At 45.1% G+C, this 21938-nt stretch carries 21 protein-coding genes; 4 read left to right on the top strand and 17 right to left on the bottom strand.

Features of this window, described 5'->3' with window-relative positions:
* Nucleotides 1-64: 64 nt before the first annotated feature.
* From INR79_RS22365 to INR79_RS22305, 13 genes are all read right to left on the bottom strand, one after another.
* Entirely contained in the window at nucleotides 65-721 is a 657-nt protein-coding gene (locus INR79_RS22365) for a hypothetical protein (RefSeq protein ID WP_223100040.1), read from the bottom strand.
* Nucleotides 722-982: 261 nt separating this feature from the next.
* Nucleotides 983-1210 (bottom strand): hypothetical protein, encoded by a 228-nt coding sequence (locus tag INR79_RS22360; RefSeq protein ID WP_022589308.1) that lies wholly within the window; start codon nucleotides 1208-1210, stop codon nucleotides 983-985.
* Nucleotides 1176-1544: a DUF6404 family protein gene (locus INR79_RS28270; RefSeq protein ID WP_223100038.1), complete on the bottom strand. Its 369-nt coding sequence runs from the start codon at nucleotides 1542-1544 to the stop codon at nucleotides 1176-1178. The genes INR79_RS22360 and INR79_RS28270 overlap by 35 nt, the downstream gene beginning before the upstream one ends.
* 451 nt (nucleotides 1545-1995) lie before the next feature.
* Nucleotides 1996-2319: a hypothetical protein gene (locus tag INR79_RS22350; protein WP_223100036.1), complete on the bottom strand. Its 324-nt coding sequence runs from the start codon at nucleotides 2317-2319 to the stop codon at nucleotides 1996-1998.
* 138 nt (nucleotides 2320-2457) lie between these two features.
* A complete protein-coding gene (locus INR79_RS22345; RefSeq protein WP_223100034.1) occupies nucleotides 2458-2775 on the bottom strand; it encodes a hypothetical protein in 318 nt (105 codons plus the stop codon).
* A gap of 370 nt (nucleotides 2776-3145) precedes the next feature.
* On the bottom strand, nucleotides 3146-3565 hold the full coding sequence (locus INR79_RS22340) for a GNAT family N-acetyltransferase (RefSeq protein ID WP_223100032.1): 420 nt from the start codon (nucleotides 3563-3565) through the stop codon (nucleotides 3146-3148).
* A gap of 117 nt (nucleotides 3566-3682) precedes the next feature.
* Nucleotides 3683-4045, bottom strand: a complete 363-nt coding sequence (locus tag INR79_RS22335) for a hypothetical protein (RefSeq protein ID WP_223100030.1) — start codon at nucleotides 4043-4045, stop codon at nucleotides 3683-3685.
* A gap of 122 nt (nucleotides 4046-4167) precedes the next feature.
* Nucleotides 4168-4575 (bottom strand): GNAT family N-acetyltransferase, encoded by a 408-nt coding sequence (locus INR79_RS22330; protein ID WP_223100028.1) that lies wholly within the window; start codon nucleotides 4573-4575, stop codon nucleotides 4168-4170.
* Nucleotides 4576-4716: 141 nt separating this feature from the next.
* Nucleotides 4717-5568, bottom strand: a complete 852-nt coding sequence (locus tag INR79_RS22325; protein WP_223100026.1) for a hypothetical protein — start codon at nucleotides 5566-5568, stop codon at nucleotides 4717-4719.
* Between the two features lie 274 nt (nucleotides 5569-5842).
* On the bottom strand, nucleotides 5843-7309 hold the full coding sequence (locus INR79_RS22320; RefSeq protein ID WP_223100024.1) for an FGGY-family carbohydrate kinase: 1467 nt from the start codon (nucleotides 7307-7309) through the stop codon (nucleotides 5843-5845).
* Nucleotides 7310-7333: 24 nt separating this feature from the next.
* Nucleotides 7334-8359 (bottom strand): ABC transporter permease, encoded by a 1026-nt coding sequence (locus INR79_RS22315; RefSeq protein ID WP_223100022.1) that lies wholly within the window; start codon nucleotides 8357-8359, stop codon nucleotides 7334-7336.
* On the bottom strand, nucleotides 8356-9855 hold the full coding sequence (locus tag INR79_RS22310; RefSeq protein WP_262415467.1) for a sugar ABC transporter ATP-binding protein: 1500 nt from the start codon (nucleotides 9853-9855) through the stop codon (nucleotides 8356-8358). Before INR79_RS22310 ends, INR79_RS22315 begins: the two co-directional genes overlap by 4 nt.
* 53 nt (nucleotides 9856-9908) lie before the next feature.
* The gene (locus INR79_RS22305) at nucleotides 9909-10829 is read right to left on the bottom strand and encodes an ABC transporter substrate-binding protein (RefSeq protein ID WP_223100020.1); all 921 of its coding nucleotides are present in this window, start codon (nucleotides 10827-10829) and stop codon (nucleotides 9909-9911) included.
* Nucleotides 10830-11130: 301 nt separating this feature from the next.
* On the opposite strand from INR79_RS22305, the gene INR79_RS22300 reads away from it, so the two are divergent.
* From INR79_RS22300 to INR79_RS22285, 4 genes are all read left to right on the top strand, one after another.
* Nucleotides 11131-12120 (top strand): LacI family DNA-binding transcriptional regulator, encoded by a 990-nt coding sequence (locus INR79_RS22300; RefSeq protein WP_223100018.1) that lies wholly within the window; start codon nucleotides 11131-11133, stop codon nucleotides 12118-12120.
* Nucleotides 12121-12515: 395 nt separating this feature from the next.
* Nucleotides 12516-13589, top strand: a complete 1074-nt coding sequence (locus INR79_RS22295; protein WP_223100016.1) for an alcohol dehydrogenase catalytic domain-containing protein — start codon at nucleotides 12516-12518, stop codon at nucleotides 13587-13589.
* Nucleotides 13590-13662: 73 nt separating this feature from the next.
* A complete protein-coding gene (locus tag INR79_RS22290) occupies nucleotides 13663-14358 on the top strand; it encodes an L-ribulose-5-phosphate 4-epimerase (protein WP_223100014.1) in 696 nt (231 codons plus the stop codon).
* Between the two features lie 8 nt (nucleotides 14359-14366).
* Nucleotides 14367-15251 (top strand): L-ribulose-5-phosphate 3-epimerase, encoded by an 885-nt coding sequence (locus INR79_RS22285; RefSeq protein ID WP_223100012.1) that lies wholly within the window; start codon nucleotides 14367-14369, stop codon nucleotides 15249-15251.
* A gap of 24 nt (nucleotides 15252-15275) precedes the next feature.
* On the opposite strand, the gene INR79_RS22280 is transcribed toward INR79_RS22285, so the two are convergent.
* The 4 genes from INR79_RS22280 to INR79_RS22265 all read right to left on the bottom strand — a co-directional run bounded on the left by INR79_RS22280 (nucleotide 15276) and on the right by INR79_RS22265 (nucleotide 21811).
* On the bottom strand, nucleotides 15276-16238 hold the full coding sequence (locus tag INR79_RS22280; RefSeq protein WP_223100010.1) for an NAD(P)-dependent alcohol dehydrogenase: 963 nt from the start codon (nucleotides 16236-16238) through the stop codon (nucleotides 15276-15278).
* A gap of 248 nt (nucleotides 16239-16486) precedes the next feature.
* A complete protein-coding gene (locus INR79_RS22275) occupies nucleotides 16487-17275 on the bottom strand; it encodes a PhzF family phenazine biosynthesis protein (RefSeq protein WP_223100008.1) in 789 nt (262 codons plus the stop codon).
* Nucleotides 17276-17398: 123 nt separating this feature from the next.
* Nucleotides 17399-17929, bottom strand: a complete 531-nt coding sequence (locus INR79_RS22270; RefSeq protein ID WP_223100279.1) for a DNA mismatch repair protein — start codon at nucleotides 17927-17929, stop codon at nucleotides 17399-17401.
* 51 nt (nucleotides 17930-17980) lie between these two features.
* The gene (locus INR79_RS22265) at nucleotides 17981-21811 is read right to left on the bottom strand and encodes a DUF6701 domain-containing protein (protein WP_223100006.1); all 3831 of its coding nucleotides are present in this window, start codon (nucleotides 21809-21811) and stop codon (nucleotides 17981-17983) included.
* Nucleotides 21812-21938 lie beyond the last annotated feature (127 nt).

Below are 21938 nucleotides of genomic sequence, written 5' to 3'. Positions count from 1 at the left end.
CACTGTAATCAATCGTATCAAGGCCGCCGATTGTTTGCTGTATACTTGAACAATTTGTTAGCTATTATCTTACTTGTTGAAGGGAGCTTACTGGGTTGTCTTCAAAGAACTTGATTTCGGCTCTATGAAGGTCAAATAGCTCTTCTTCAGATATATCACCCGTCTGGAATCTTATTTCAAATTCAAGATACTTTGCCAAACTATTTGTATGAATTGAGGTTTTATCTATGAAGCTTTGTAACTGTCCTTCCGATATTTCGTACAAATTTAGTGCCTCAATTGAAGTCTTAGTATTGCCCAGTGACGCAAAAATTGATGCTATAGATTGAGGATGCATCTTTCTAACGATACTAGTGTCACTTAATGTCGTGTTTACTATTGAGGGAATCTCAAGTTTATTGTGTCTGAAGAGGTCAGAAGGTTTATACCCATAAATTTGTTGCTTAGCCTGTGAATAGTTACTCGGAATGTATTGAATGAATTCATTGAAGTCATTTACTTCATTATACGTTACGCGTAGTAACTTTATGGTGTGTTGGGTTTGTAGTGACTGGTGATATATATTGCTTGAATATTGAGCTAAAAATACACCAAGAAATAACGTCGAAAGTGATAAAGTGAGTTTTACAAACTCATGTAGTAACGGTTTTTTCTCAAATCTTGCCACATAATACGTAAGTGAACATACTAAAATTACCATTAAAGTCACTGCATAGACCAAGTTTCTTTCCTCGTTTAATAGCTAACAATTATTATCTGAAAAAATGCCCAAATAATTCATCTACAACTTGTCGTAATAAAATACAACAATACCATTCAACTCATTGATATTTATTAATAAGCTCTAATTTATATGAGACATAGCACATAAATAAAGACAAAAACCAGAGGAAAGTCGATATGAGTAGAATCGATGCAAAGAAGTGTCTGAGCATCGGATGCTCAAACACTCACTAACCGAAGGCTGTATTTAGGGTGTGGGTTACACCGCATTGAGCTCTTGAAAGCGTTGAAACTTCTCTCTTAGCCTTACCGACTTCTTAGGTTCTGATTCTACGATTTGATCGATGGTATGAACTTTGCTGATGGCTTCGTTGAAGTCTTTGTAATGCCCGCTTCCTACTGCGGCGCACAATGCAGCGGCGCGACAGCCTTCCTGTTCGGTAGAGGATGTTTCAATTGGTGGGCGAAAGCTCATGTGTCGTTTCATAATTATTTTCGCACCACTCCTCCCAACTACCAAGACATAACTTCTTTCTATTCCAAAGAACTCGAACCCAAAGGGAAGCACCTATTAGTACTCCAAAAACTACAGAAGATATAACTTTTTCTGGGTAGAAATCATGCAGTAACATCCAAAGGACACCTCCCCAAACAATCGCAAGAGATAAACTATGCATCATGATCTGAAGATGGGATTGAAAAATTAGTGGCTTACCTAATGGATATAGGTGCTTTGACCAAATGAATGGAGATGGGTTTACTAGGTCTGCTGGAACCCCTTTCTCCATCAAGTGGAGCCGAATAAACTCAACTCTAACCATATATACCTCGTTGTGTACTTCGCTTCTATTCAGCCCGTGTTCGACGAACTACAAGGCATAAAATATAACGCCTTATCAAGGGGAAACTGACCAATTATTGTACCCAGACAGCCCCCATAACTACTATGCAAAGCGAACCAAAAGTGGCGCATGTATTATGTTCCGTTGAGCAGTTTGTTATGTGCGATTCTTGTTTAGTTGCTTTTCCGCCTTTCGTTGGACATCCATAAGGTATAGAGCCACGGTCCCAGCAGCTACAAACCAGGACTCATGAACTATTTGCAAAACATTGGAGTCAAAGAGACCAAGCACAGCCAAACTCAGTAGTGACATAATTATCAAAGACCAGATCACGCCTTGAAGCTTAACCGACTGAGAGTCTAAATAGTTTAAGATATCAAAAGCTCTAATCCGATAAGAGTTAGCTTGAAAGCGCTTTTGGTACTGATACCTAGGGTAAAAGCTTTATTCTCGTTACAACTGGATGACCATATTTACCACAGGCATTTGTATTTACCGCGACTTTAATATCTGCACCACGCGCTTGAGCAGACAGTAAAAGAGACAATGTATTACTTACACTCGCATACTCTGATCCTACATAATATAAGCCAGAACTACAGTTTTTGGGGTTATGGAGAGGAGCGGTTGTCCCAAAAATAATACTCCCATCTACATACCCAGAATTAATTTCGGTAACTTTTCCTGTAGGTCCCCACTCTTGGGCGACCCCCAAGCAGGGAAACAATAAAAGTAGAACTAATATCTTTTTCATAAATATCCTAAAAATATAAACACCAACTTAAACCGCAAATAACGCACAAAACAAGCCGCTACACTACGCCTTAATCACTAAATTTGCTACAAACCAAAAATGCTGCGCGTTGGCTGTCGGTTTTAAGCTTGCATTACATCAATTTTTTACGATATGAATGGCGATTCCATTCATATCTGAGCCTAGACAGCCTGAAACTCGAACTATAACCTTTCTATCTGTATGAAATGCAGATAAAGCTATGGATAGAATGTCTTTTGCCATAGGGTGGTCTCTTTGGATTCTTACTCGATTGTTCGTACACCCTTCCACAATGTTGTTGCCATCAAAGAACAAATAGTTACCTTCACTCCCCCAGCCTGTAGCTATACCTGAAATATTCTGAGCTGGAAGATTTGCATCCGCAAAAACACTAGAACTCATAAGTAATGCGATGGTAAATAATATTCCTTTCATAGTTTTTCCCTTTTGAGTGATATAACAATTATTATCCGACAAACTGTCCATATAATTCATCCACAACTTGTCGTATTCAAACGCGAATCTACCATTCAATTCATTGATATTTAATAAGAAAAACCCAAAAATAAGAAATAAAGCACATAAGTAGGAACAGAAACAGGGAAAGTGAGCATAGCTAGCTCCAAAGCAAAAAGCGCCTGAGTGTCGGATACTCAAACGCTCACAGGCAAAGGAACTATTGAGAGCTTGGGGTTAGAAATGAATTGGCTGCCATCACCCATAACTGACCAGAGTGCCTTTTTGCGCTTGGCGGTTACATCAAGCACAAAAAGACACGGCGAGAAAGAATCGGGGGATGGTTTTGTTAGCTACTTGTCAATTGCTTCGTGAAATAGTGCCGCGCATGGGAAACTGGATACTGTTCCAAAGTCATCTGACACTCATATCCAAGCTTCTCGTAAAACGGCTTAGCTTGAAAACTAAAGGTATCCACCATTGCAGAAGTACATCCTTTAGATTTGGCATAAGATTCAAGCTTTGCCAATAGCTCACTTCCTACCCCTGAACCACGACACGCCTTGTCTACCCATAGGAAGTTTATAAGTAACCAACTTCCAAAGATTTCAGCGGTAACACCTGCCGTTTTCTTATCTTTTTCTGTGATATAGTAAGCTATTTTATTTCGCTTAACTCCATTCAGGAATTGCGAATTATATTCAACTAAACCATTTCGAATTTCACTGATGCTTTCGTCTGATGGATCTAAATCTAACTCAAATTCCATCTTTTCCCTCTGTTTATCTAACGCCACATCAAGGTGTGAGGTGCGTAATACCCAAGCCGCTGCATTAAACCTTAAACACTAAATTCACCGAAAACCCAAAATGCGACACGTTGTTTGTTAGGTATACTTTTCCCAGCAGTTAGTTTCAGCTATTTTTTGGGAGTGGTTCAAATTGGCTTTAACAAACTCTATTGCTTCCACCTTGCTTTCTGGAAGTACTGGATCTTCATGACTCCCATTACCGCAATATCTAAAACCGGCTTCCCACAACAGCTTAGCTGCCTGCCATTTTTGCTTGTCTGATTGTTTAGGCGCTCGAAAGTTACGACCTAGAAAAGCCATTCTATGACCACAATTAGGACATCTATGTGCTAACTCTGAATCTGCTTGCCATGCACTCCCTGTATCTGACTTTTCCGTTGCACGCCTTTTAAAAGCAATACGACAGTCAAAACAGGCAAATTTGTGTAGAAATTCCATATATACCTGACACCACGTTAAGTAGAGAGCAACGCTACCACTAAACATTACCACCTTAAACACAAAACCCAACGATTAACATTCAAAATGCCAAGCATTAGGAATCTATCTCAAACGTTTTGCTACGTGCGTCTTACCATTACATGAACTGGCAGTTTTTCAAAACCGTGTTTAGACCAATATTCTGCTGTACTCTCTAAATTGACCACCGAAACTGTTGGAGCACCTTTCGCCTTCAGTCTTCCGATCACAGCGTCAACTAGCTTCGAGCCCACACCTTTTTTCTTAAATCGATTGGCAACAGAAACTAATTGAATTTGTGCTCGAGAGCCATCGTAAAAACCTTTAGCAAACCCGCCAATGACACCTTCAATTTCAGCGACTACAAAAATTGCCCCATCACATTGAGAGACTCTTTTCATTGATTTTTTATCTTCAACTTCTGGGTAATCAAACTGACCATTTTCAGCCAAAATCCCCTCCAAGATCTCTCCATCAGAGTCAATAAAGCCTCTAAATTTAACTTCCACTATCAATCATTCCCTCAAAGCACATAACGCCTGCCATAATACGCCACAACGTATTACGACAATGTTGATATAACCACCGAAAACACTAAAGCCAATTCATACCTAGAATGCCGGGCGTTGGTGGTCGTATTGATGGCTTTGTTAGCTTTTCTTACTACCAACACTAGATATAACTCTGACACCCAACATATTTTTTATTGGGGTCAATTCCTTAGGAAAACTGGATTCCAAAACCAATAAAGTTTGAACATTTTGCGGCTTTCCCTGCGTACCAAGCATAGCTTCTGTTACTGCCTGATATTTAACACACTGGAACAAACCACGGTTTATATCTGCTGAATCTGAGATTCTTGACTTTACTTCCACTGCAACCATTTGTTGTCGATAAGAGAACATTACATCAACAGAATCTCCAGAAGGTAAGCCAAACTCTATTTCTCCTTTTGGCCAACTATCAGACAAACCGATAGCTGATGGGTTATTGGCAATATACTCTTTTAGCTCTTTATGTTGCTGACCTTCACCACCACCTCTTTGCCTTTTTGTAGATTCCGATAGTTTTGGGAAGTCTGGATGCTCAATCCCAAGCTTATCTAGAACCCACAACCAATCAGAGTAAGAAAAAATCTTTGCAAGCTGGCTATCGACAACAACCTTTTTCTGTTTATTACTTAATTTCTTGAAGTCTTTCTCGGAGATAAACCAACCAAAACCTTCACCAGGAAGTTCTGTTGCTTTATTTACGACCAAGCATTGAATTGGCGGAATTTTCTCATCCACTTTTTTTGAAAGCTCAATTAGAGTTGTTCCAATGCAACCTAATACATAATTAAGGTTCCTTGCGTTAGGCATTTCTAGCTCATCGGCAAGATCAGAATAAAATATTGTCTCTCCTATTAATGCTTGCCTTACAATGAGTGGAAGTGCTTTTCTTGCTCTCTGTTGATAGAGCTTATCACCCCAAAAACTCTTAGATACTTCTGCTGTTTCCATGTAATTTACTCTCTTGAAAAGCTAACAATTATTACCCGACACACTGTCCATATAATTTATCCACAGCCTGCCGCAATCAGACGCGAATCTAACATTCAATTCACTGATATTTAATAATAAAAACCGAAATATAAGAAATAGAGCACATAAGAAGAAATAAAAACCAGAGGAAGGTGGGCATAGGTAAATCCAAAGCAAAAAGCGCCTGAGTATCGGATACTCAAACGCTCACAGGCAAAGGAGCTATTGAGAGTTTGGCGTTTGAATCATTCCGTCACTTAGAAAGCACTGCATTGAGCTCCTGAAAGCGTTGAAACTTCTCTCTTAGCCTTGCTGACTGCTTAGGTTCTGGCTCTACTATTTTTCCGGGGGTGTGGGTAACGCTAATGGCTTCGTTGAAGTCTTTGTAATGCCCGCTTCCTACTGCGGCGCACAATGCGGCGGCGCGGCAGCCTTCCTGTTCGGTGGACGAGATTTCAATTGGCAGTTGGGAAGCCGAGGCAAACATTTTTACCCAGACTCGTGATTTGGTGGGACCGCCCGTCATTTTTATCCGCTGTGCATTGGGGGTGATTTTCAGGATTCTGTCTTGATTAATCAGGTGTGAAAATACGGTGCCTTCATAAATCGCGTTGATGACTTCTTGCTTACCATGGTGACCTTGTAAACCAATCAGGCTGCCATGTAGCCCCGATCCACCGTTTGAACCGTAAAGATAAGGCAGGTAATAGACTTCTTCGGTGTTTTGCTTTTGTGTCTGCTCTACCCATTGGTTGCACTGTTGCAGACTCACATCGGGCAACAAATGTTGCCTCCACCAAGCAAGATTGCTGGCAGAAGTTGGAGAACCCTCATGCACAAAGTAGGTGTCTTTGGTGCAATAGCGCCCCCAAATGTAATGATGATCGCTCGGTTCTATCCATTTGGATAGCGCGGTGGCAATGGACCAGGTTCCGGCAGCGATACTGATGGCTTGGTTGTCGTTTAAGCCAGAAGCGATGGCAGAAGCCACCACATCGAACAACCCGCCAAAAACGGGAGTACCCGCGTTTAGCCCCAGCGCTTTGGCTGCGCCAAGCGTCACGCTTCCACAATGTTCTGATGATTCGACCGTAGGCGGCAGGCTTGAAAGAATATCCGATACCCCAAACGCGCTGGCAAGTTGTTTTGAATACTGGTTGGTGTGGTTGTCGTAAAGGTTACTGCCTGAAATATTCGTCAGCTCTGCCCCTTTCTCTCCCGTCATCATAAAGCGGATGTAATCGTGCACCATCAAAACCGTGTCTATCTTCTGGTAATTCTCTGGTTCATGCTCTTTTAGCCACGCGAGCAGAGAAACAGGTTGCCCTGTCCAGATCTGTTGCCGGCTGTTCGGATAGGTACGATCTTCTACTCCGTTTTTTTGCCAGTCAGAGACCAAAGTTGCAGCCCGAGTGTCTGATGACACGATGCCATTTCTAAGTGGCTGATTATGGCGATCCAGCAGATACAGCCCCTTACCGTGAGACGAAAAGCTGATGCCTTTTACCTGATGTTTGGCAATTTGAGATTGGGCAATCGCAGACTGAGTGACCTCACACACGGCTAACCACAGGTCCTCCATATTGCGCTCTGCAAAGCCGGGGTGTTCAGAGAGCAAAGGGACGTTCTTTTCTGCTACTGCCATCTCCTGCCCTTCGGCATCATATACACCGGCTTTGGTCAGGGTGCCACCTAAATCGATTCCAATAAAATACGCCATGGGCTGCTCCGCGTTTATCCGTTTTTAGGCTTTCTTGCTCTTATCTGTTCCGACATAAATCGCCACCAGAATGATAATGCCTTTGATAACGTTTTGTACGTAGGGTGATATCCCAACCAAGTTGAGACCATTGTTCAGTACGCCCAACAGCATTGCGCCAACCAGAGTACCGAGAATGGCACCTTTCCCTCCGCTCATTGCAGCGCCTCCCAATACAACGGCTGCAATGGCGTCTAGCTCAAAAGCAACACCCGCGTTGGGCTGACCACTCATTAAGCGTGAAGTAAGAATGATTCCTGCGACCGCAGAAGTAAGACCGCTGATGGTGTACACAATCATGGTGATTTTGGGCACTTTAATGCCACTTAGGCGCGCAGCTTCTGAGTTGCCACCAATGGCGTAAACATGGCGACCAAAAGGCGTGTGGTTCAGGAAGATATAAGCGATAAGATAAACCACCAGCATAATCAAAATGGGGGTTTGCAAACCAAACACATCTCCCCTGCCAAGAAAACTAAACCAGCTCGGTAAACCAGAGATCGGGTAACCGCCTGTGTAGATAAGAGCTAGCCCTCTGGCGATACCAAGCGCAGCAAGGGTCACGATAAAGGCGGGCATTTTCCCGTAGGCGATAAGAAAACCATTGATAGCACCAAAGCACGAACCCAGTGCCAGACCACCAATAATCGCCAGCTCAGGCGAGACACCCGCAATCATTAATCCGGCGGTAACTGTGCCTGCGAGAGCCATCACCGAGCCTACAGAAAGGTCGATGCCCCCAATGAGAATGGCGCAGGTCATCCCCACCGCAATAATGGCGTTGATGGAAACTTGTCTGGCAACGTTCGTCAGGTTGTTAGCAGTGAGGAAATTGTCGTCCGCTACCACCATAATAAGAAAGACAGCCAGAAATCCGAGTAGTGGGTAAAACACCGGATGTTTTGACCATTGCCTGAAGTATTTTGCTGCTCCTGAATTCGCCGTATTCTGGTTTGTTGTAGAGGCTGAATTCGCATTGGATTTATTGTCTGTTTTTGAAAGCGTACTCATGCTGCTTGCCCCGTTGCGTGTAACATTATTGTGTTTGAGTTGATGTCTTGATCGGTTAAGTCGGCGACGATTTCGCCTTCACGAAACACCACGACTCTGTCGCACAGCCCAATAATTTCGGGCAATTCGGAAGACACCATAATGATGGCGATGCCCTGTCGGGTAAGCGCTCGGATCAATTCGTAAATTTCCGCTTTCGCGCCCACGTCTATGCCGCGAGTGGGTTCATCGAAAATCAGAATTTTGCAGTCGTTATTTAACCAGCGAGCGATCACCACTTTTTGCTGGTTCCCGCCGCTGAGATTTTTGACTTCGGTTTCTTCATCCGGCGTTTTGATCTGCACTTTTTGAATCAGGTCTCGCGCTTTGGAGGCTTCCTTGTCTTTATGAATAAAACGCCCCATGACCAGTTCGTCTGCAAAATTGTTTAATGTAATGTTGTCCTTTACGGCAAATGGCAGGATCAGACCTTCTTCTTTTCTGTCTTCTGGTAACAAGCCAATGCCTTTTGACAACGAAACAGCAGGGTTCGATAGCGACACCCGCTCGCCACTTAAAGTAACCTGCTTATTGTGTGCGGGGTCTGCGCCTATTAACGCTTTCACCGTTTCGGTTCTGCCCGAACCGACTAATCCGGCAAAGCCCAGGATCTCGCCCGGATAGAGTTTGAACTGATTATTTGGGCTGTCGGCAGACAACTGAATGGCGTCCACCGAGAGAATCGGTTCTGACCGTTCAATGTGCTCTTCCTTTGCAGGAAAGGTATTTTCGACTTTGCGCCCCACCATCATCTCGACCAGATCATCAACGCTGCTCTCCGAAACCTCTTTGGTGCCAACGTAAGTCCCGTCTCTGAGCACAGTGATTCGGTCGCAGATTTCAAAAATCTCTTCCAGATGATGAGAGATAAAGAACATCCCTACCCCAAGTTTTCTAAGATCGGACATCACGTTAAACAGGCGCTCCGCTTCTTTTGGCGTTAAGGTAGCAGTCGGTTCATCCAGCACCAGAATTCTGGCATCAAGAGAAAGTGCTTTCGCTATTTCGATAAATTGTTGCTCGGCAATACTGAGCTCAGAAATCGGGCAATCCAGATCGATTTCCACCTCTAGCCTTTTGAAAATTTGCAGTGCGGCAATCTTCATTTTGGCTCTGTCTAACGTGCCAAACCGAGTTCGAAACTCTCGGTTGAGGAAGATGTTTTCAACCGCATTGAGGCTTGGGATTAATGAAAATTCCTGAAAGATGATTCCGATCCCTGCATCAATCGCATCCAGATACCCGGAAAATGCGACCTTTCGCCCTTCAACCGATATGGTGCCTTCGTCGTTGCTGTAAATACCACAGAGAATTTTCATCAGAGTCGACTTGCCGGCTCCGTTTTCACCCAGCAAAGCGTGGACTTCGCCAGCATTCAGGGAAAGAGAGATGTTTTCCAAAGCTTTCACACCCGGAAACGATTTGCTGATTCCGTTCAGCTCTAGTAACGCTGTCATAACTGCTCCTAGCTGTATGGCTGCCCTACCCGAACGGGCAGGGCGAGAGGGGGTTACCAGGCAAAGCCTTTGGCGTTGTCTTTAGTGAGCAGTTTAATGTCAACGGGTACGGTGGTAGGCACATTTGCTCCCCACTTTTTCGCCAGAGCAATACCCAAACCGATACGAACCTGATCACGAGGATACTGAGCAGAAGTCGCAATAAACGGTGAGTTGCCTTTTACAATGGCTTTTACCGCTTCAGGGTGACCATCCACAGACACCAGTTTGACGTCTCGGCCAGAAGCTTCAATTGCTGCCAGTGAACCCAGAGCACCGCCATCGTTCACACTGAACAGACCGCTAAGATTCGGCGCAGACTGAAGAATGTTCTCGGTCACGTTGAGCGCAATAGCACGGTCTTGTTTACCGTTTTGCTTAGTGACGATTTTGATTGCAGGAAACTCTTTAATGGCGTCTTCAAACCCTCGAACACGTTCCAGAATTGGCACAACAGGGATTCCGTCCAGAATCGCCACTTCACCCTTACCACCAATGCTTTCTGCCAGGAACTTACCCGCCTGATAACCAGCATCGTAGTTTTTGGAACCGACAAATGAATCGATAGGACCTTCAGCCTGTGCATCAATTGCCACCGTGATTACGCTCGCTTCTTTTGCCGAAAGTACTGCCGACTGAACACCAACGGAATCGGTTGGGTTGATCAGCAAAATATCGATGTCTTTTTGCAGCATGTCTTCGATATCACTGATTTGTTTAGACACATCGTGACGCGCGTCCGTCACAATCACTTTGGCTCCGATCTCTTTTGCGGCATCTTCCAGCGACTGTTTCATGGTCACAAAGTAGGCGTTATTCATTTCCTGAAAGGACATACCAATGGTTAAGTCCTTGCTGAAAGCGGTCGAACATGTCGCTGCCAGCAACATAGCTGAGCTCGCAGCGACTTTGAGCGATTTCGATAGTAGAGACATAATTTCTTCCTTTTGTGTTGGATATTCCCTGTTTCACACCAATGTCAACGTTAACATTCTCAGTTTTAAAAAATGCTCACTTGACTAAGTGAGCAGATCTGTTTCAATGTCAACGTCAACATTTTTATAACCTAGATTACAATTTAGTCATTTTCTGTGACGCCGCCCAAAGTTAGCGTACTTTTTAATCAACAAGTATTTACATATAAGGCGAACATTGGTCACTAAGTAAACTAAAATCAAAAGGTTATTTCAAAATCAAATCGGTAAATTTTGTCGTCTTAAAAGTAAGGAAAAGGCTTTGAGTGAGAAAAAAGGGAACGTTACTATCATTGATATCGCCGAAAAAGCGAACGTTACTAACATTACAGTTTCACGAGCTTTTAACAAACCGGAACTGGTGAAACCGGAAACGCGAGAGCGAATTCTTGCTATTGCCCGCGAGATGAATTATTCCCCTAATGCCTTTGCCCGAACCTTAAAAGGCAGCCAAAGCAATATCATAGGGCTGGTGACCGACAGTACCTTCAACCCTGTCTATTCAGAAATTACCAAAACCCTTTGCCGGGAAGCCGCCGCAAAAGGCTATTCGGTGATGATGTTTGAAACTGATGGCAGCGAAGAAGCCGAAGCCCGCGCCATTTCCGTTCTGTTCAGTTACAAGGCATCAGGAATTTTGCTTTCTCCGGTTCGGGATTCTCAAAACTACACCCCTGCTTATCTTGAGCAGGCTGAAGCCTTTAACATTCCTATCGTTCTTATCGACCGCGACATACCCAATAAAAACCTGCCGGGCGTGTTTCTGGACAACTATGAAATCGGCATGAAAGCTAGCCAGTACTTGGCAAATTTCAATGAAAAATCGATCTTAATTATTGGCGGTCCGAGTGATTCTGAAATCACACAAGATCGCATCGCAGGGCTTCGTAAGCTGCTGAAAAAAAAGAATGTAGATATCCAAACCATCTATTCTGAGTATGACTATGAAAAAGCATTACCTAAGATTCGGGATGCCTTTCAATCACTCGACTTCACGCCTGAACGTATCATCGGCGTCAATGGATTGATCTCCCTCGCTGCCATCAAGGTGGCAAGAGAAACCAACCTCAACAATGTGCAATTTTTCTCAATCGATGAAGTGCCCAACAGTGACATTTTTGGTTTCCATGTGCCCTGCATTGTCAACGACCCAAGAGCCTGGGGGAAAAACGTCTCCGAGATGATTTTTGGCTTGGTCGATGGTAAAGAAGTCGAACACCGACTTTTCGTTCATGGCAATCTAAAAGAGTAACTCACTGTTTCTATTTAACTTAATTAAAATCTTTCGATTTCCTTCACAGACAAATCAACATGACTGACAATCGATCGGGATCAAATTTTCCGATCGAAAAACCTCACAACGATTAAAAAACGAGCACTCAATCACATTATTCCATCGTTTTTGGCTGCTAATGTTATCGTCAACATAAAAAGTAACGCTAAACAACACGAGTAAACCAGCCTGAATATCTGCAAGTGTCATAGCTGGCAAAGGGTTAAAGCCGCTTGAGATGCATAAGCTTTGGGATGGTTGTTTACTCTAATTTGTTATCGTCATCATTTTTGGCATTCAAACAACAATAAACGGATACCTGATTGTCATTTTTCATTCCTAAAAAATGACAACGTCAACATAAGGAAGTGAACATGAGTAATTTGCCTGAATCAATGAAAGCACTGGTTTGTCATGGTCCGAAAGACTATCGATTAGAGACCATTCCGCTCCCAAAACCAAAAGCCAAGGAAGTGCTCATAAAAGTCAGTGCCTGCGGGATATGCGCCAGTGACATCAAGTGTGAATCAGGAGCCAAAATGTTTTGGGGAGAAGATCCGTGGGTAAAAACACCTGTCGTCCCAGGGCACGAGTTTTATGGTGAGGTAGTAGCGTTGGGAGAAGGTGCGTCCGAGCATTTTGGTGTCGACATTGGCGACAGAATTGTTTCTGAACAGATTGTCCCCTGTAATCAGTGCCGATTCTGTAAGACTGGTAAATACTGGATGTGCGAAGTACACAATATCCGCGGATTCCAGAAAGAGGTGGCAGAAGGAGGCATGGCGGAATATTCACTGTTCAACTCTGATTCCATCATCCACAAAGTCCCCGATGACATGACTATGCCTGAAGCTGCGTTGATTGAGCCCTTTGCCTGCTCTGTTCACACCGTAAACCGTGCTGATGTTCAGTTTAACGACGTGGTGGTACTAGCTGGGGCTGGTCCTCTTGGACTCGGAATGGTTCAGGCATTGAAACTAAAGACCCCAAAAATACTGATCGTTATAGACACCATTGATGAACGACTAGAACTGTCGAAACAGTATGGTGCCGACATTACCTTCAACCCTTTGAAACAAGATGTAATCAAAGAGGTTAAAGCCCTGACTGGCGGCTACGGGTGCGACGTCTACATTGAAGCCACTGGCAACCCAGCAGCGGTATCACAAGGCTTGGATATGGTTCGCAAGCTTGGTCGTTTTGTGGAATTCAGCGTGTTTGGCAAGGACGTGACTGTTGACTGGTCCATCATTGGCGACCGCAAAGAGCTTGATATTCGAGGGGCACATTTGGGTCCGTACTGTTATGAAACGGTCATTGGCTTCTTCTCTCGCGGATTAATGACCTCTGAAGGGGTGGTAACTGACGAATACTCCTTGGATCAGTGGGAAGAAGCCTTTGAATGCGCGCGTGGTCCGGAGTCGGTCAAAGTGGTCTTACGCCCATGAACTGCCTCTATATTCAACGTCTGTTCGGGTGCTCTTTGGAGAACCCACTCCGCGCGATCTCTGTGAGGTGTTTATGTATCAGGAACTAAAACAGCGAGTGCTCGATGCCAACCTTTCTTTACCCAAATATGGCTTAGTAACCTTCACCTGGGGCAATGTGTCTGAAATTGACCGTGAACTTGGGGTGTTTGCGATCAAGCCTTCAGGCATCGATTATGAGGTCATGACAGTTAACGACATTGTTGTTCTGGATCTGGAAGGTAACCAAATCCAAGGGCAGGGATCCCCTTCCAGTGATACGCCAACTCATCTTGAACTCTATCGCCAGTTTCGTGATATTGGCGGTATTGTTCATACCCATTCCCGACACGCAACCATCTGGTCTCAGGCTGGTCTGGACTTGCCTGCCCTTGGCACAACCCATGCTGATTACTTCTACGGTGATATTCCCTGTACCAGACAGCTGACTAATCAGGAAATTGCCGAAGAATACGAACGCAACACTGGCAGAGCAATCATTGAGTGTTTCTCACAAAAGGAGTTAGACCCTGCCGCCATTCCTGGGGTTCTGGTGAAAGGACACGCGCCTTTTTGTTGGGGAAAAAATGCGGAGAATGCAGTCCACAACGCGGTTGTGATGGAAGAAGTGGCAGCAATGGCACTTCACACTCAACACCTCAATGAAACCGTCACCTTTCCGCAAAGCCTTTCAGACAAGCACTATCTCAGAAAACATGGCAAGGACGCCTATTACGGACAAAAGGACTGAATACCATCATGTTAAATTCGACATTAATGCGCCCCAGAATGGGAATCTATGAAAAGGCGATGCCACTAGACTGGGAGCTTCCGAAAAAAATTGGCACCGCGAAGTCGCTGGGCTTTGATTTTATTGAAATGTCGGTTGATGAAAGCGATGAGCGTTCCGCGAGGCTTAACTGGAACGACTCACAAAGACAAACGGTTCGTGCTGCTATTGAAGAGCACTCTTCGCCGATTCAATCGATGTGTTTAAGCGTTCATCGTAAGTATCCGTTTGGTTCGGCAGACAGCAAGACTCGGGAAAAGGCGTGGGAATGCATGGAGCGAGCCATTGATCTGGCTTATGACCTCGGAATTCGAACCATCCAGTTAGCGGGCTACGATGTGTACTACGAACCCTCTACAGAACTTAGCCATCAACGCTTTATTGAGGGAATGAACCGAAGCGCCAAATTAGCTGAGCAGGCTGGCGTTATGATGGCTGTCGAGATCATGGAAACACCTTACCTGAACTCCCTGTCTAAGTTCGAGATTCTGAAAAGAGAAGTCCCCTCGCCTTTCTTTCAAGCTTACCCAGACATCGGAAACATTACCGGCAACAATTACGATATTCTGACTGAACTGGCGCTGAGTAAACACCACATTGTTCAGATCCATTTAAAAGACGTGTTAAATAAACGCGATGCCTTTGATGGTCAGTTCCGGGATTTAACGATTGGTGATGGCGAGGTCGATTTTTCCGCAGTACTGTCGACCATGAAAAAGGAGCACTTCAATGTACCTATCGTGTTGGAAATGTGGGCAAAAGACGAACACTGGCAAAGTAACATAGCCAAAGCTCAGCAATCACTTAACCACTCCGCAATATCAGCAGACTGCGAGCCATTGTTTCGCTTTTAATGAAAAAGCGGGCTTATTAGCCCGCTAAACGGTTATAACGATACTGCCCTTACTATGCATTTGCTCGGCATAGTGACGAGCTTCTTGCAGTTCTTCAAACTGGTAACGGCGATCAATGGTCGGTCTGAGGAAACCAAGTTCCACCAAATCTTTTAGCAAAACAAGATCGAGGTTTGTGTCTATCCCGTGATTGCAGGCTAGCCTGCGCTTACCAAAAAAAATGGCAGACATCATCTGATAGTATTCCGCTAACCCAGCTTCCAGTTTCAGGCAAATACCATTTGGTTTTAGCACGTTGCAGCAAGAATCAAAGCACACCGTATTGGCGACATCGAACACCACATCGTAACTTCTCTCGCCTAAGGTGAAATCGTGTAATGAGTAATCCAGCACACGGTCAGCCCCGACAGAGCGTACAAACTTCATGTTTGCAGTACTGCAAACACCAGTAACCTCAGCGCCCAGCCATTTTGCAATTTGAACGGCTGCAACCCCCAGCGCACCGGATGCGCCATTAATCAATACCTTTTGACCTACCTGAACTTTGGCTTTATCGCGTAACATCTGAAGTGCGATCAATGCGCCATAAGGCAAAGAAGCGGCTTCTTCAAATGTCGTATTTTCTGGCATGAGGGTGATCATGCTGTCATCTTGTACACGAATGTATTCCGCATAGGTTCCGCTGTTTACCCCAACAATCCCAAATACATGATCATTGGGCTTAAACAAGCGAACGTTTTTACCTACCGCTTCAACGACTCCAGCAAATTCCGTCCCGAGAATTTCTTCTGATGGCATAAAGGCACCTAACGCGATTCGCGAAGGCACCCAAAGCAGTTTCGGAATGTGGTGTGGAGCGTCACTTTTGGTCACTGTCGTCGCTTTTACGCGAATCAGGACATCATCAGCAGCAGGTTTTGGCTTTTCAACTTCTGAGAAATGCAATACATCGGTGTCCCCAAAGGGCGTATATACCATTGCTTTCATGGCTGTTGCTCTCCATTAGCAGTGCAGGTGCACATCCAAGCCTTTTGCTACTAGCCATTCTTAACACCCGGATTCCCTCTACATCACCACTCACCGATGAATGGGAGAAGGCTCGGGCATCTTTGTTTTCCTTAGGAGACCAACATTAACAATGAGAATCAGTCACATCAAATGACAATTGTATTAATAGTGATACTTACCCACATAATCTCAATAAATATATGAAATCGGTGCGGGAATATTACGCATTATACTTCGATTTCACCTTCCAGATATTTCACTGCTCTGCCAGAGACATAAACGCTGTCTTTTGTCACACGGCAATCTAATTCACCCGATCGTCTGGATGCCTGCAAAGCTTTCAGTTCCGACTTACCTAAAACGTCTGCCCAATAAGGTGCCAAACCCGCATGAATAGAACCCGTCACCGGATCTTCATCGCCACCATTGGCTGGCCAGAAATAACGGGATACAAAATCGTGGCTGCTTCCTCTGGCGGTCACTACTACGTCGTAAGGTGCCAGTTTTTTAAGACTTTCCTGCTCCTGTTCTACATTCAGAACATCTGATTCGTTATCGTAAATCGCAAAATACGCCTGCGGGCTGCGCAGTACTTTTACTGGTCGAATAGATAAGCCTTCAAGTAAAGGTTCTGGAACGTCTACCGGCTCTGGAGCCCGGATCGGAAAACGCATTTCTATCATCTCGTCTTCCCGCTTTTTGACCGTCAGATTTCCTACTTCATTGGTCGAAAATTCGAGTTCATCATACTCAGGAAAGTCAGAAAACAGAGCATAAGAAGAGGCAAGCGTAGCGTGTCCGCAGAAGTCGATTTCGGTTATCGGTGAAAACCAACGAATTGCATATTTATTGCCCCCTTCAGGAATCAGATACGCTGTTTCGGAGAGGTTATTCTCAATGGCAATGTTCTGCATCAGTTCGTCACTTAGCCAGTTTTCGGTGATCACTACCGCCGCTGAATTGCCTTTGAACCGCTTATCCGTAAAGGCATCAAACACACGCATTCGTAATTTCATATTCTGTCCTTAGTTCTCATTCCCTTTTCGACAATTATGCAGTGTTTTCAAATGAAAAGAAGCCCAAAACGATTGTTGAGGGCTTCCATTTGCAAGAGTTTCCATTTGCAAGAGTAGTCGAGTTTACGTCGGCTTTCTGGCGAGGTCTCTGGCCAAAATCAGTGCCAACCCGAAGATTTGGAGGAATAAGGCGAGGTTATTGTATTGGGCTGAATCTTTGTGGATTTGGGACATTTCATCGGTGAGTTCTAAGTTCTCAAGATACAAATCATCGATGCGATTACGCTGAGTTTGCTGCGCTGTTTCAATTAACTGGAATAGTTCTTTTAGAGAACCGATGGCGATGTTCGGGACGGGTTGCCCCACCCAGCTCTCAAGCTGCTCAGACATCTCCTGTTCAAGAATCAGCGCATCTTCACTGCTGAGCGTTGGCAAGGTGGTGACGAAGGTTAACAACGCTTCCCGCTTACGCTCCAGGTTTTCAATGCGACTCCATGCAAGTTGAATCTGGTGCTGATTCCCTTCTTTCTTCTCCTGATATCGCGCATTAAGCTGGCTGTAGTCTTCGAGCACTAAACTGGAGATCAACAGCGCCAGAATGTTCAGCATCAAGCCAACAAGTACCAGCAACCAAGCGGGTGGTCTTAAAATCATGTACATATAAAATCACCACCCTAGGCTTGAGCACTTTAAAGGTTGTTGACCCTAATAAATACGAGGCTCTCCACGGAAGATAACCCGATCATTCCCTCGGTACACACCAAACGTTACAATGGCTGACGGGTTATCATCACCTTCCCCGAGCCAGTTGAAGTGCAGGAACTCAAGTTCTTGCGCGTTGTTACCTGCACAGGATAGCCCTGTTTCTCCCGCCGCTGGCACACCTATTCTGAGTTTAAGGCGAACCTGCTCACGCGTTCCTTCCACTGTCGCATTTTGCCTTGCGATTAAGTTGCTGCTTGTACCGTTGTCGATGTTGGTGTGTGACCCCGTCAAGTCAGCACTCGTTGACCCACCTGTTGGCCATACTAACTGGCGACAATAGTTAGCCCCGTCAAAATCCGTTTCGACATCATCGGTATTCGCGACGAATTTAGAACCATTCCAGTATTCCGCGCGCACTGGCACGGTAACGTTCTGTCCACTGTTGGTACCAACATCGTCCAGCGCCAGCCGACCATAGCGCATGTCTAATGATGCGGTAAATTTACGACCGTTATAGATGGTATTGCCGTCATTTCGAATCTGCACAGCGTCAACAAAATTCGTACAACCCACGACTGAACAGTTCATGCTGTGCTCACTGGCTTCAAGCCCAAGGCGGACTTCATACGGTCCATCGGGCTGGGTAATTCTAGGAGTTACCTGAGACGTTAGACGAGCAAACTCAAACACAGTGGAAGGAATGGAGGCAGTCCCATCGCTCCAGTCTTTAAACCAGTTAGCGTTCGCAATGTTGCCCGTAATGAGTCGGTTGGTCAGATCGTTATTCGCACTCGCCGGATCAATGGCGTTATTCAATGCCACCAGATTTAACTGCATAGCCACAGACTCAGCAAATCCGCCATAGTTAGTTGTGGTCGTAAAGGTATATTGTGCAGGATCCGAGTTAGCAACCAAGTTTCTGCCTTGAGCTGTGACCTCGAATTCTGATTTAAAGTTTTGCTCCATATACGTGAAGCCTGCTGTCTGATACGTGGGGTTTGGCGCCTGACCTTCTTGTGTGTAGTTTTGGGTTAACTCAAACTGATAGGGGTAGAAACGCCCAACCGGAATGGTATCGCTGTCTATCCCGCTGGTCTCACCATAGTCATAAGCCAGACTTGTCGCCGTTAGATTAATACTGCCCACCTCATTCCAGTTCAGATTTGCCAGAATGCCGTCTCTTGCGTTGGCACTGGTTTTAAACTCGTACACTGTACCAGTGATATCCGTATTTTCGTGGGTTAACGTTCCCGCATTACCACCAGACGGACTGTGTAAGCTATACCCCAAATTCGCTTGCGCAAAATGACCACTTTCAGTGTGGAAATTAGGTGTGGTTGCACGTGAGCAGTCGTTCGCCACAGTATTGTCGAAAATCACAGGTTTAATACGTACCGAGAAAGACTCCCCCGCCCGCGCAAAACCGGGACCTGAGGTTGCCGTACCATCATGGGATTTCGTCACGCCGCCCACCGAAACATCGCAGAGTGCCAACCTGTCTGGCCTTGCCTCGACGACCATTACCCCTTCGATATCGTTGGCATCATCCCGAACTGTGACGTTAATTTGCCCGGCATCGTTGTATCTGAGGGTCATTGTGCCAACGCCGTCAGTAAAGACGACATTGCTATTCACAAGCACAGCCTGCAAAGTACCTGAACTTGGCACTATGTGAGACGTAGTTGTGAACTGAAGGGTTTTGGTGCCGTCATAGTCGTCCATGGTTTCAGTACCACTGCCCGAAGTTTCTCTTGTCGCTTTGATGGTGACATTGGTCTGCTGACCGGCAATGATCTTGAGTGGAGAAGGCTCAAAGATAAACCCTGTATTGTTGAAATTGTATGGTCCGGCTGACGCAGTAATGGATGGGAAGTTAACTACGGTTGCGGTGACTGTTGCCACTTCGACAACGGTATCACTGTAGAGGTAGTAAGTCGCTGTTCCCCCTTGAATTGGCATGGTACTGGTGTCTGCAATACAAGCAGCAGACGCCTGATCGGTTGCTTTCCAGCAAGGCGGCGTACTGGTTTCAGGTGTAATGATCAGGTTGCCGTAAAAGTCGTTATCGACATTCCCTTCACTGTTGATCAGGTTAAAGGTAATGGGAATGGAATTACCCACCAGTTCCGTCGCGGACTGCGGAGTAATTTGCAGTTGATAGACAGGTTGATTACAACTGGATATGTCACCGTTCAGCCTTGTATTCCCAGACATACTGGCAGTCAGCGATGCCATAGCACCAGTGAGCTTACTGCTTCCTTCAATGGATATATTGTTCTCTGCAATGACAAAGGCCGTAACGTCAACGTTGCCGTACATCCTGAACAGTGACGAGTCACCATGGACTACAAAATAGATATCATTTGGAACGCCTGACAAGTTGACCCGACCGCTATTAGCTACAACAGTACCTTTACTGTGCAGATATACCTGTCCGCTCACCTTCACTTCGGCATTACCAGTTATGTTGATTTCATTGGCAAAGTAGTCACCCGCGGTAAGCGTCACAACCGCACTGCCTGATATGTTAATTTCATCATACTGACCGGGGCTGACGCTGTGGGTACCGTTGTTTAGGTTGATCGAGGTTGGCCCTGGTGTAAACGCCGCAAAATTGTAATTCGGAACCAGCAAGCTGTTGTTGGCGATACAATTACCCGACGTACAGCTATTGTTTGAGTGGGTGTTTACGTTGAAATACCCCAACTGATTTCCGTTAACGGCACCGGATATTTTAGAGCTGCCCACCATGGTGATCTGACCGGACGTATCCCAGGTCTGTGCAGGGCCCGTAAACTGGATACATTGCTCAACATCGAATGGCACCTCAAAAATGATGTACCCTAATCTTTCCGCGATGTGTTTACGTTCTGAATCCGCATCCTGATCTTCTTCTACCATGAAACTGGATTTACCCGTTTCCAGTCGACAACGCCTTAGCCAACCACCGTTGTTACCGTATCGAGTGTTTTTAGAAGCCACGATAATCGGCACTACATCGTAGTTCTCATCATAGTCTGCGTAGGTTTCACACCCTGTGGTAACCGGATCACCCGTGTCATAAGAGTTAATGGTGATCTGGTTTTTTACAGCGAATTTAATATCGTCTCGTTCACCACTGCCGTACGCTGCTATGAATCCGATACGTTCAGGCTGGGTTGGGTATAAGCGGGAATTTTTGCTTTTGTAACCATCGATTTCACTCCGCTCAAGAGCAATATCGAAGTAGTTACGGTTTACCACTGGAACGGTAGAAGTGAGCCAGAAATCCTCACCGTTATTGATACTTTGTACCTGATGGATGATACCGGGCGTACCACTGAATGAATTAAAACCTTGGTTCGAGTAGTTGTTGAAGTAAATTCGTTCTCTCTTGTTGCGGTTCACGTTCCCCGCACTATTGGTGCCCAATCGGTACATGTATTTCTGGGTTGAAATTTCATCCACGATCACTTTTACGCCATTGAAATCGTGTATCCCTTTTTCCATGACGACGTAATCGATTACTTTCATGGGCACATCTTCATTACTGGAGGGGGCACGACGGTCTGGCGCTATTTTTTGTTTGAAGCGCACATAGGTGTTGGTTACTTCAAGGACTTTAATCGCAGACGGAGAGTCTTGTTCATTAAGAAAGGAAATGGTGCTCATGAAAAACACCATCGGCACCGTGTTGTAGGTTTTCTCGAAATTCACCTGACATACGGTATTGATACAGTCGGGATGTGGGTAAGCGTTAACATTATAACGCCCATATTCAAGCTCAAGCGCGTTTGCACCGGCACCCATAAACAGCAACAGCAGAGTTAGAGCAAATCTAAAAAGTTTCATTCTTGAGCCCACAGCAGGTTAAACAAAACACCTTCTCCGTTCAAAGCCTAGTACAGATTTTTGCTCCTATTTGCTTCATTTTTAATAATTTGGCTGATTTTCTAACGCAGCTGTGTATTTTCTGCTC

It is taken from the genome of Vibrio sp. SCSIO 43132, assembly GCF_019904195.1.
Lineage (GTDB): Bacteria > Pseudomonadota > Gammaproteobacteria > Enterobacterales > Vibrionaceae > Vibrio > Vibrio nigripulchritudo.
This window is presented reverse-complemented; position numbering and strand designations above follow the sequence as displayed.

Excerpts from the sequence above, each read along its gene's own strand:
- INR79_RS22285 (WP_223100012.1), top strand. The coding sequence starts at position 14,367 with ATGTTAAATTCGACATTAATGCGCCCCAGAATGGGAATCTATGAAAAG.
- INR79_RS22305 (WP_223100020.1), bottom strand. The coding sequence starts at position 10,829 with ATGTCTCTACTATCGAAATCGCTCAAAGTCGCTGCGAGCTCAGCTATG.
- INR79_RS22295 (WP_223100016.1), top strand. The coding sequence starts at position 12,516 with ATGAGTAATTTGCCTGAATCAATGAAAGCACTGGTTTGTCATGGTCCG.
- INR79_RS22325 (WP_223100026.1), bottom strand. The coding sequence starts at position 5,568 with ATGGAAACAGCAGAAGTATCTAAGAGTTTTTGGGGTGATAAGCTCTAT.
- INR79_RS22360 (WP_022589308.1), bottom strand. The coding sequence starts at position 1,210 with ATGAAACGACACATGAGCTTTCGCCCACCAATTGAAACATCCTCTACC.
- INR79_RS22275 (WP_223100008.1), bottom strand. The coding sequence starts at position 17,275 with ATGAAATTACGAATGCGTGTGTTTGATGCCTTTACGGATAAGCGGTTC.
- INR79_RS22310 (WP_262415467.1), bottom strand. The coding sequence starts at position 9,855 with ATGACAGCGTTACTAGAGCTGAACGGAATCAGCAAATCGTTTCCGGGT.
- INR79_RS22345 (WP_223100034.1), bottom strand. The coding sequence starts at position 2,775 with ATGAAAGGAATATTATTTACCATCGCATTACTTATGAGTTCTAGTGTT.
- INR79_RS22315 (WP_223100022.1), bottom strand. The coding sequence starts at position 8,359 with ATGAGTACGCTTTCAAAAACAGACAATAAATCCAATGCGAATTCAGCC.
- INR79_RS22335 (WP_223100030.1), bottom strand. The coding sequence starts at position 4,045 with ATGGAATTTCTACACAAATTTGCCTGTTTTGACTGTCGTATTGCTTTT.
- INR79_RS22320 (WP_223100024.1), bottom strand. The coding sequence starts at position 7,309 with ATGGCGTATTTTATTGGAATCGATTTAGGTGGCACCCTGACCAAAGCC.
- INR79_RS22280 (WP_223100010.1), bottom strand. The coding sequence starts at position 16,238 with ATGAAAGCAATGGTATATACGCCCTTTGGGGACACCGATGTATTGCAT.
- INR79_RS22265 (WP_223100006.1), bottom strand. The coding sequence starts at position 21,811 with ATGAAACTTTTTAGATTTGCTCTAACTCTGCTGTTGCTGTTTATGGGT.
- INR79_RS22340 (WP_223100032.1), bottom strand. The coding sequence starts at position 3,565 with ATGGAATTTGAGTTAGATTTAGATCCATCAGACGAAAGCATCAGTGAA.
- INR79_RS22290 (WP_223100014.1), top strand. The coding sequence starts at position 13,663 with ATGTATCAGGAACTAAAACAGCGAGTGCTCGATGCCAACCTTTCTTTA.
- INR79_RS28270 (WP_223100038.1), bottom strand. The coding sequence starts at position 1,544 with ATGGTTAGAGTTGAGTTTATTCGGCTCCACTTGATGGAGAAAGGGGTT.
- INR79_RS22270 (WP_223100279.1), bottom strand. The coding sequence starts at position 17,929 with ATGATTTTAAGACCACCCGCTTGGTTGCTGGTACTTGTTGGCTTGATG.
- INR79_RS22350 (WP_223100036.1), bottom strand. The coding sequence starts at position 2,319 with ATGAAAAAGATATTAGTTCTACTTTTATTGTTTCCCTGCTTGGGGGTC.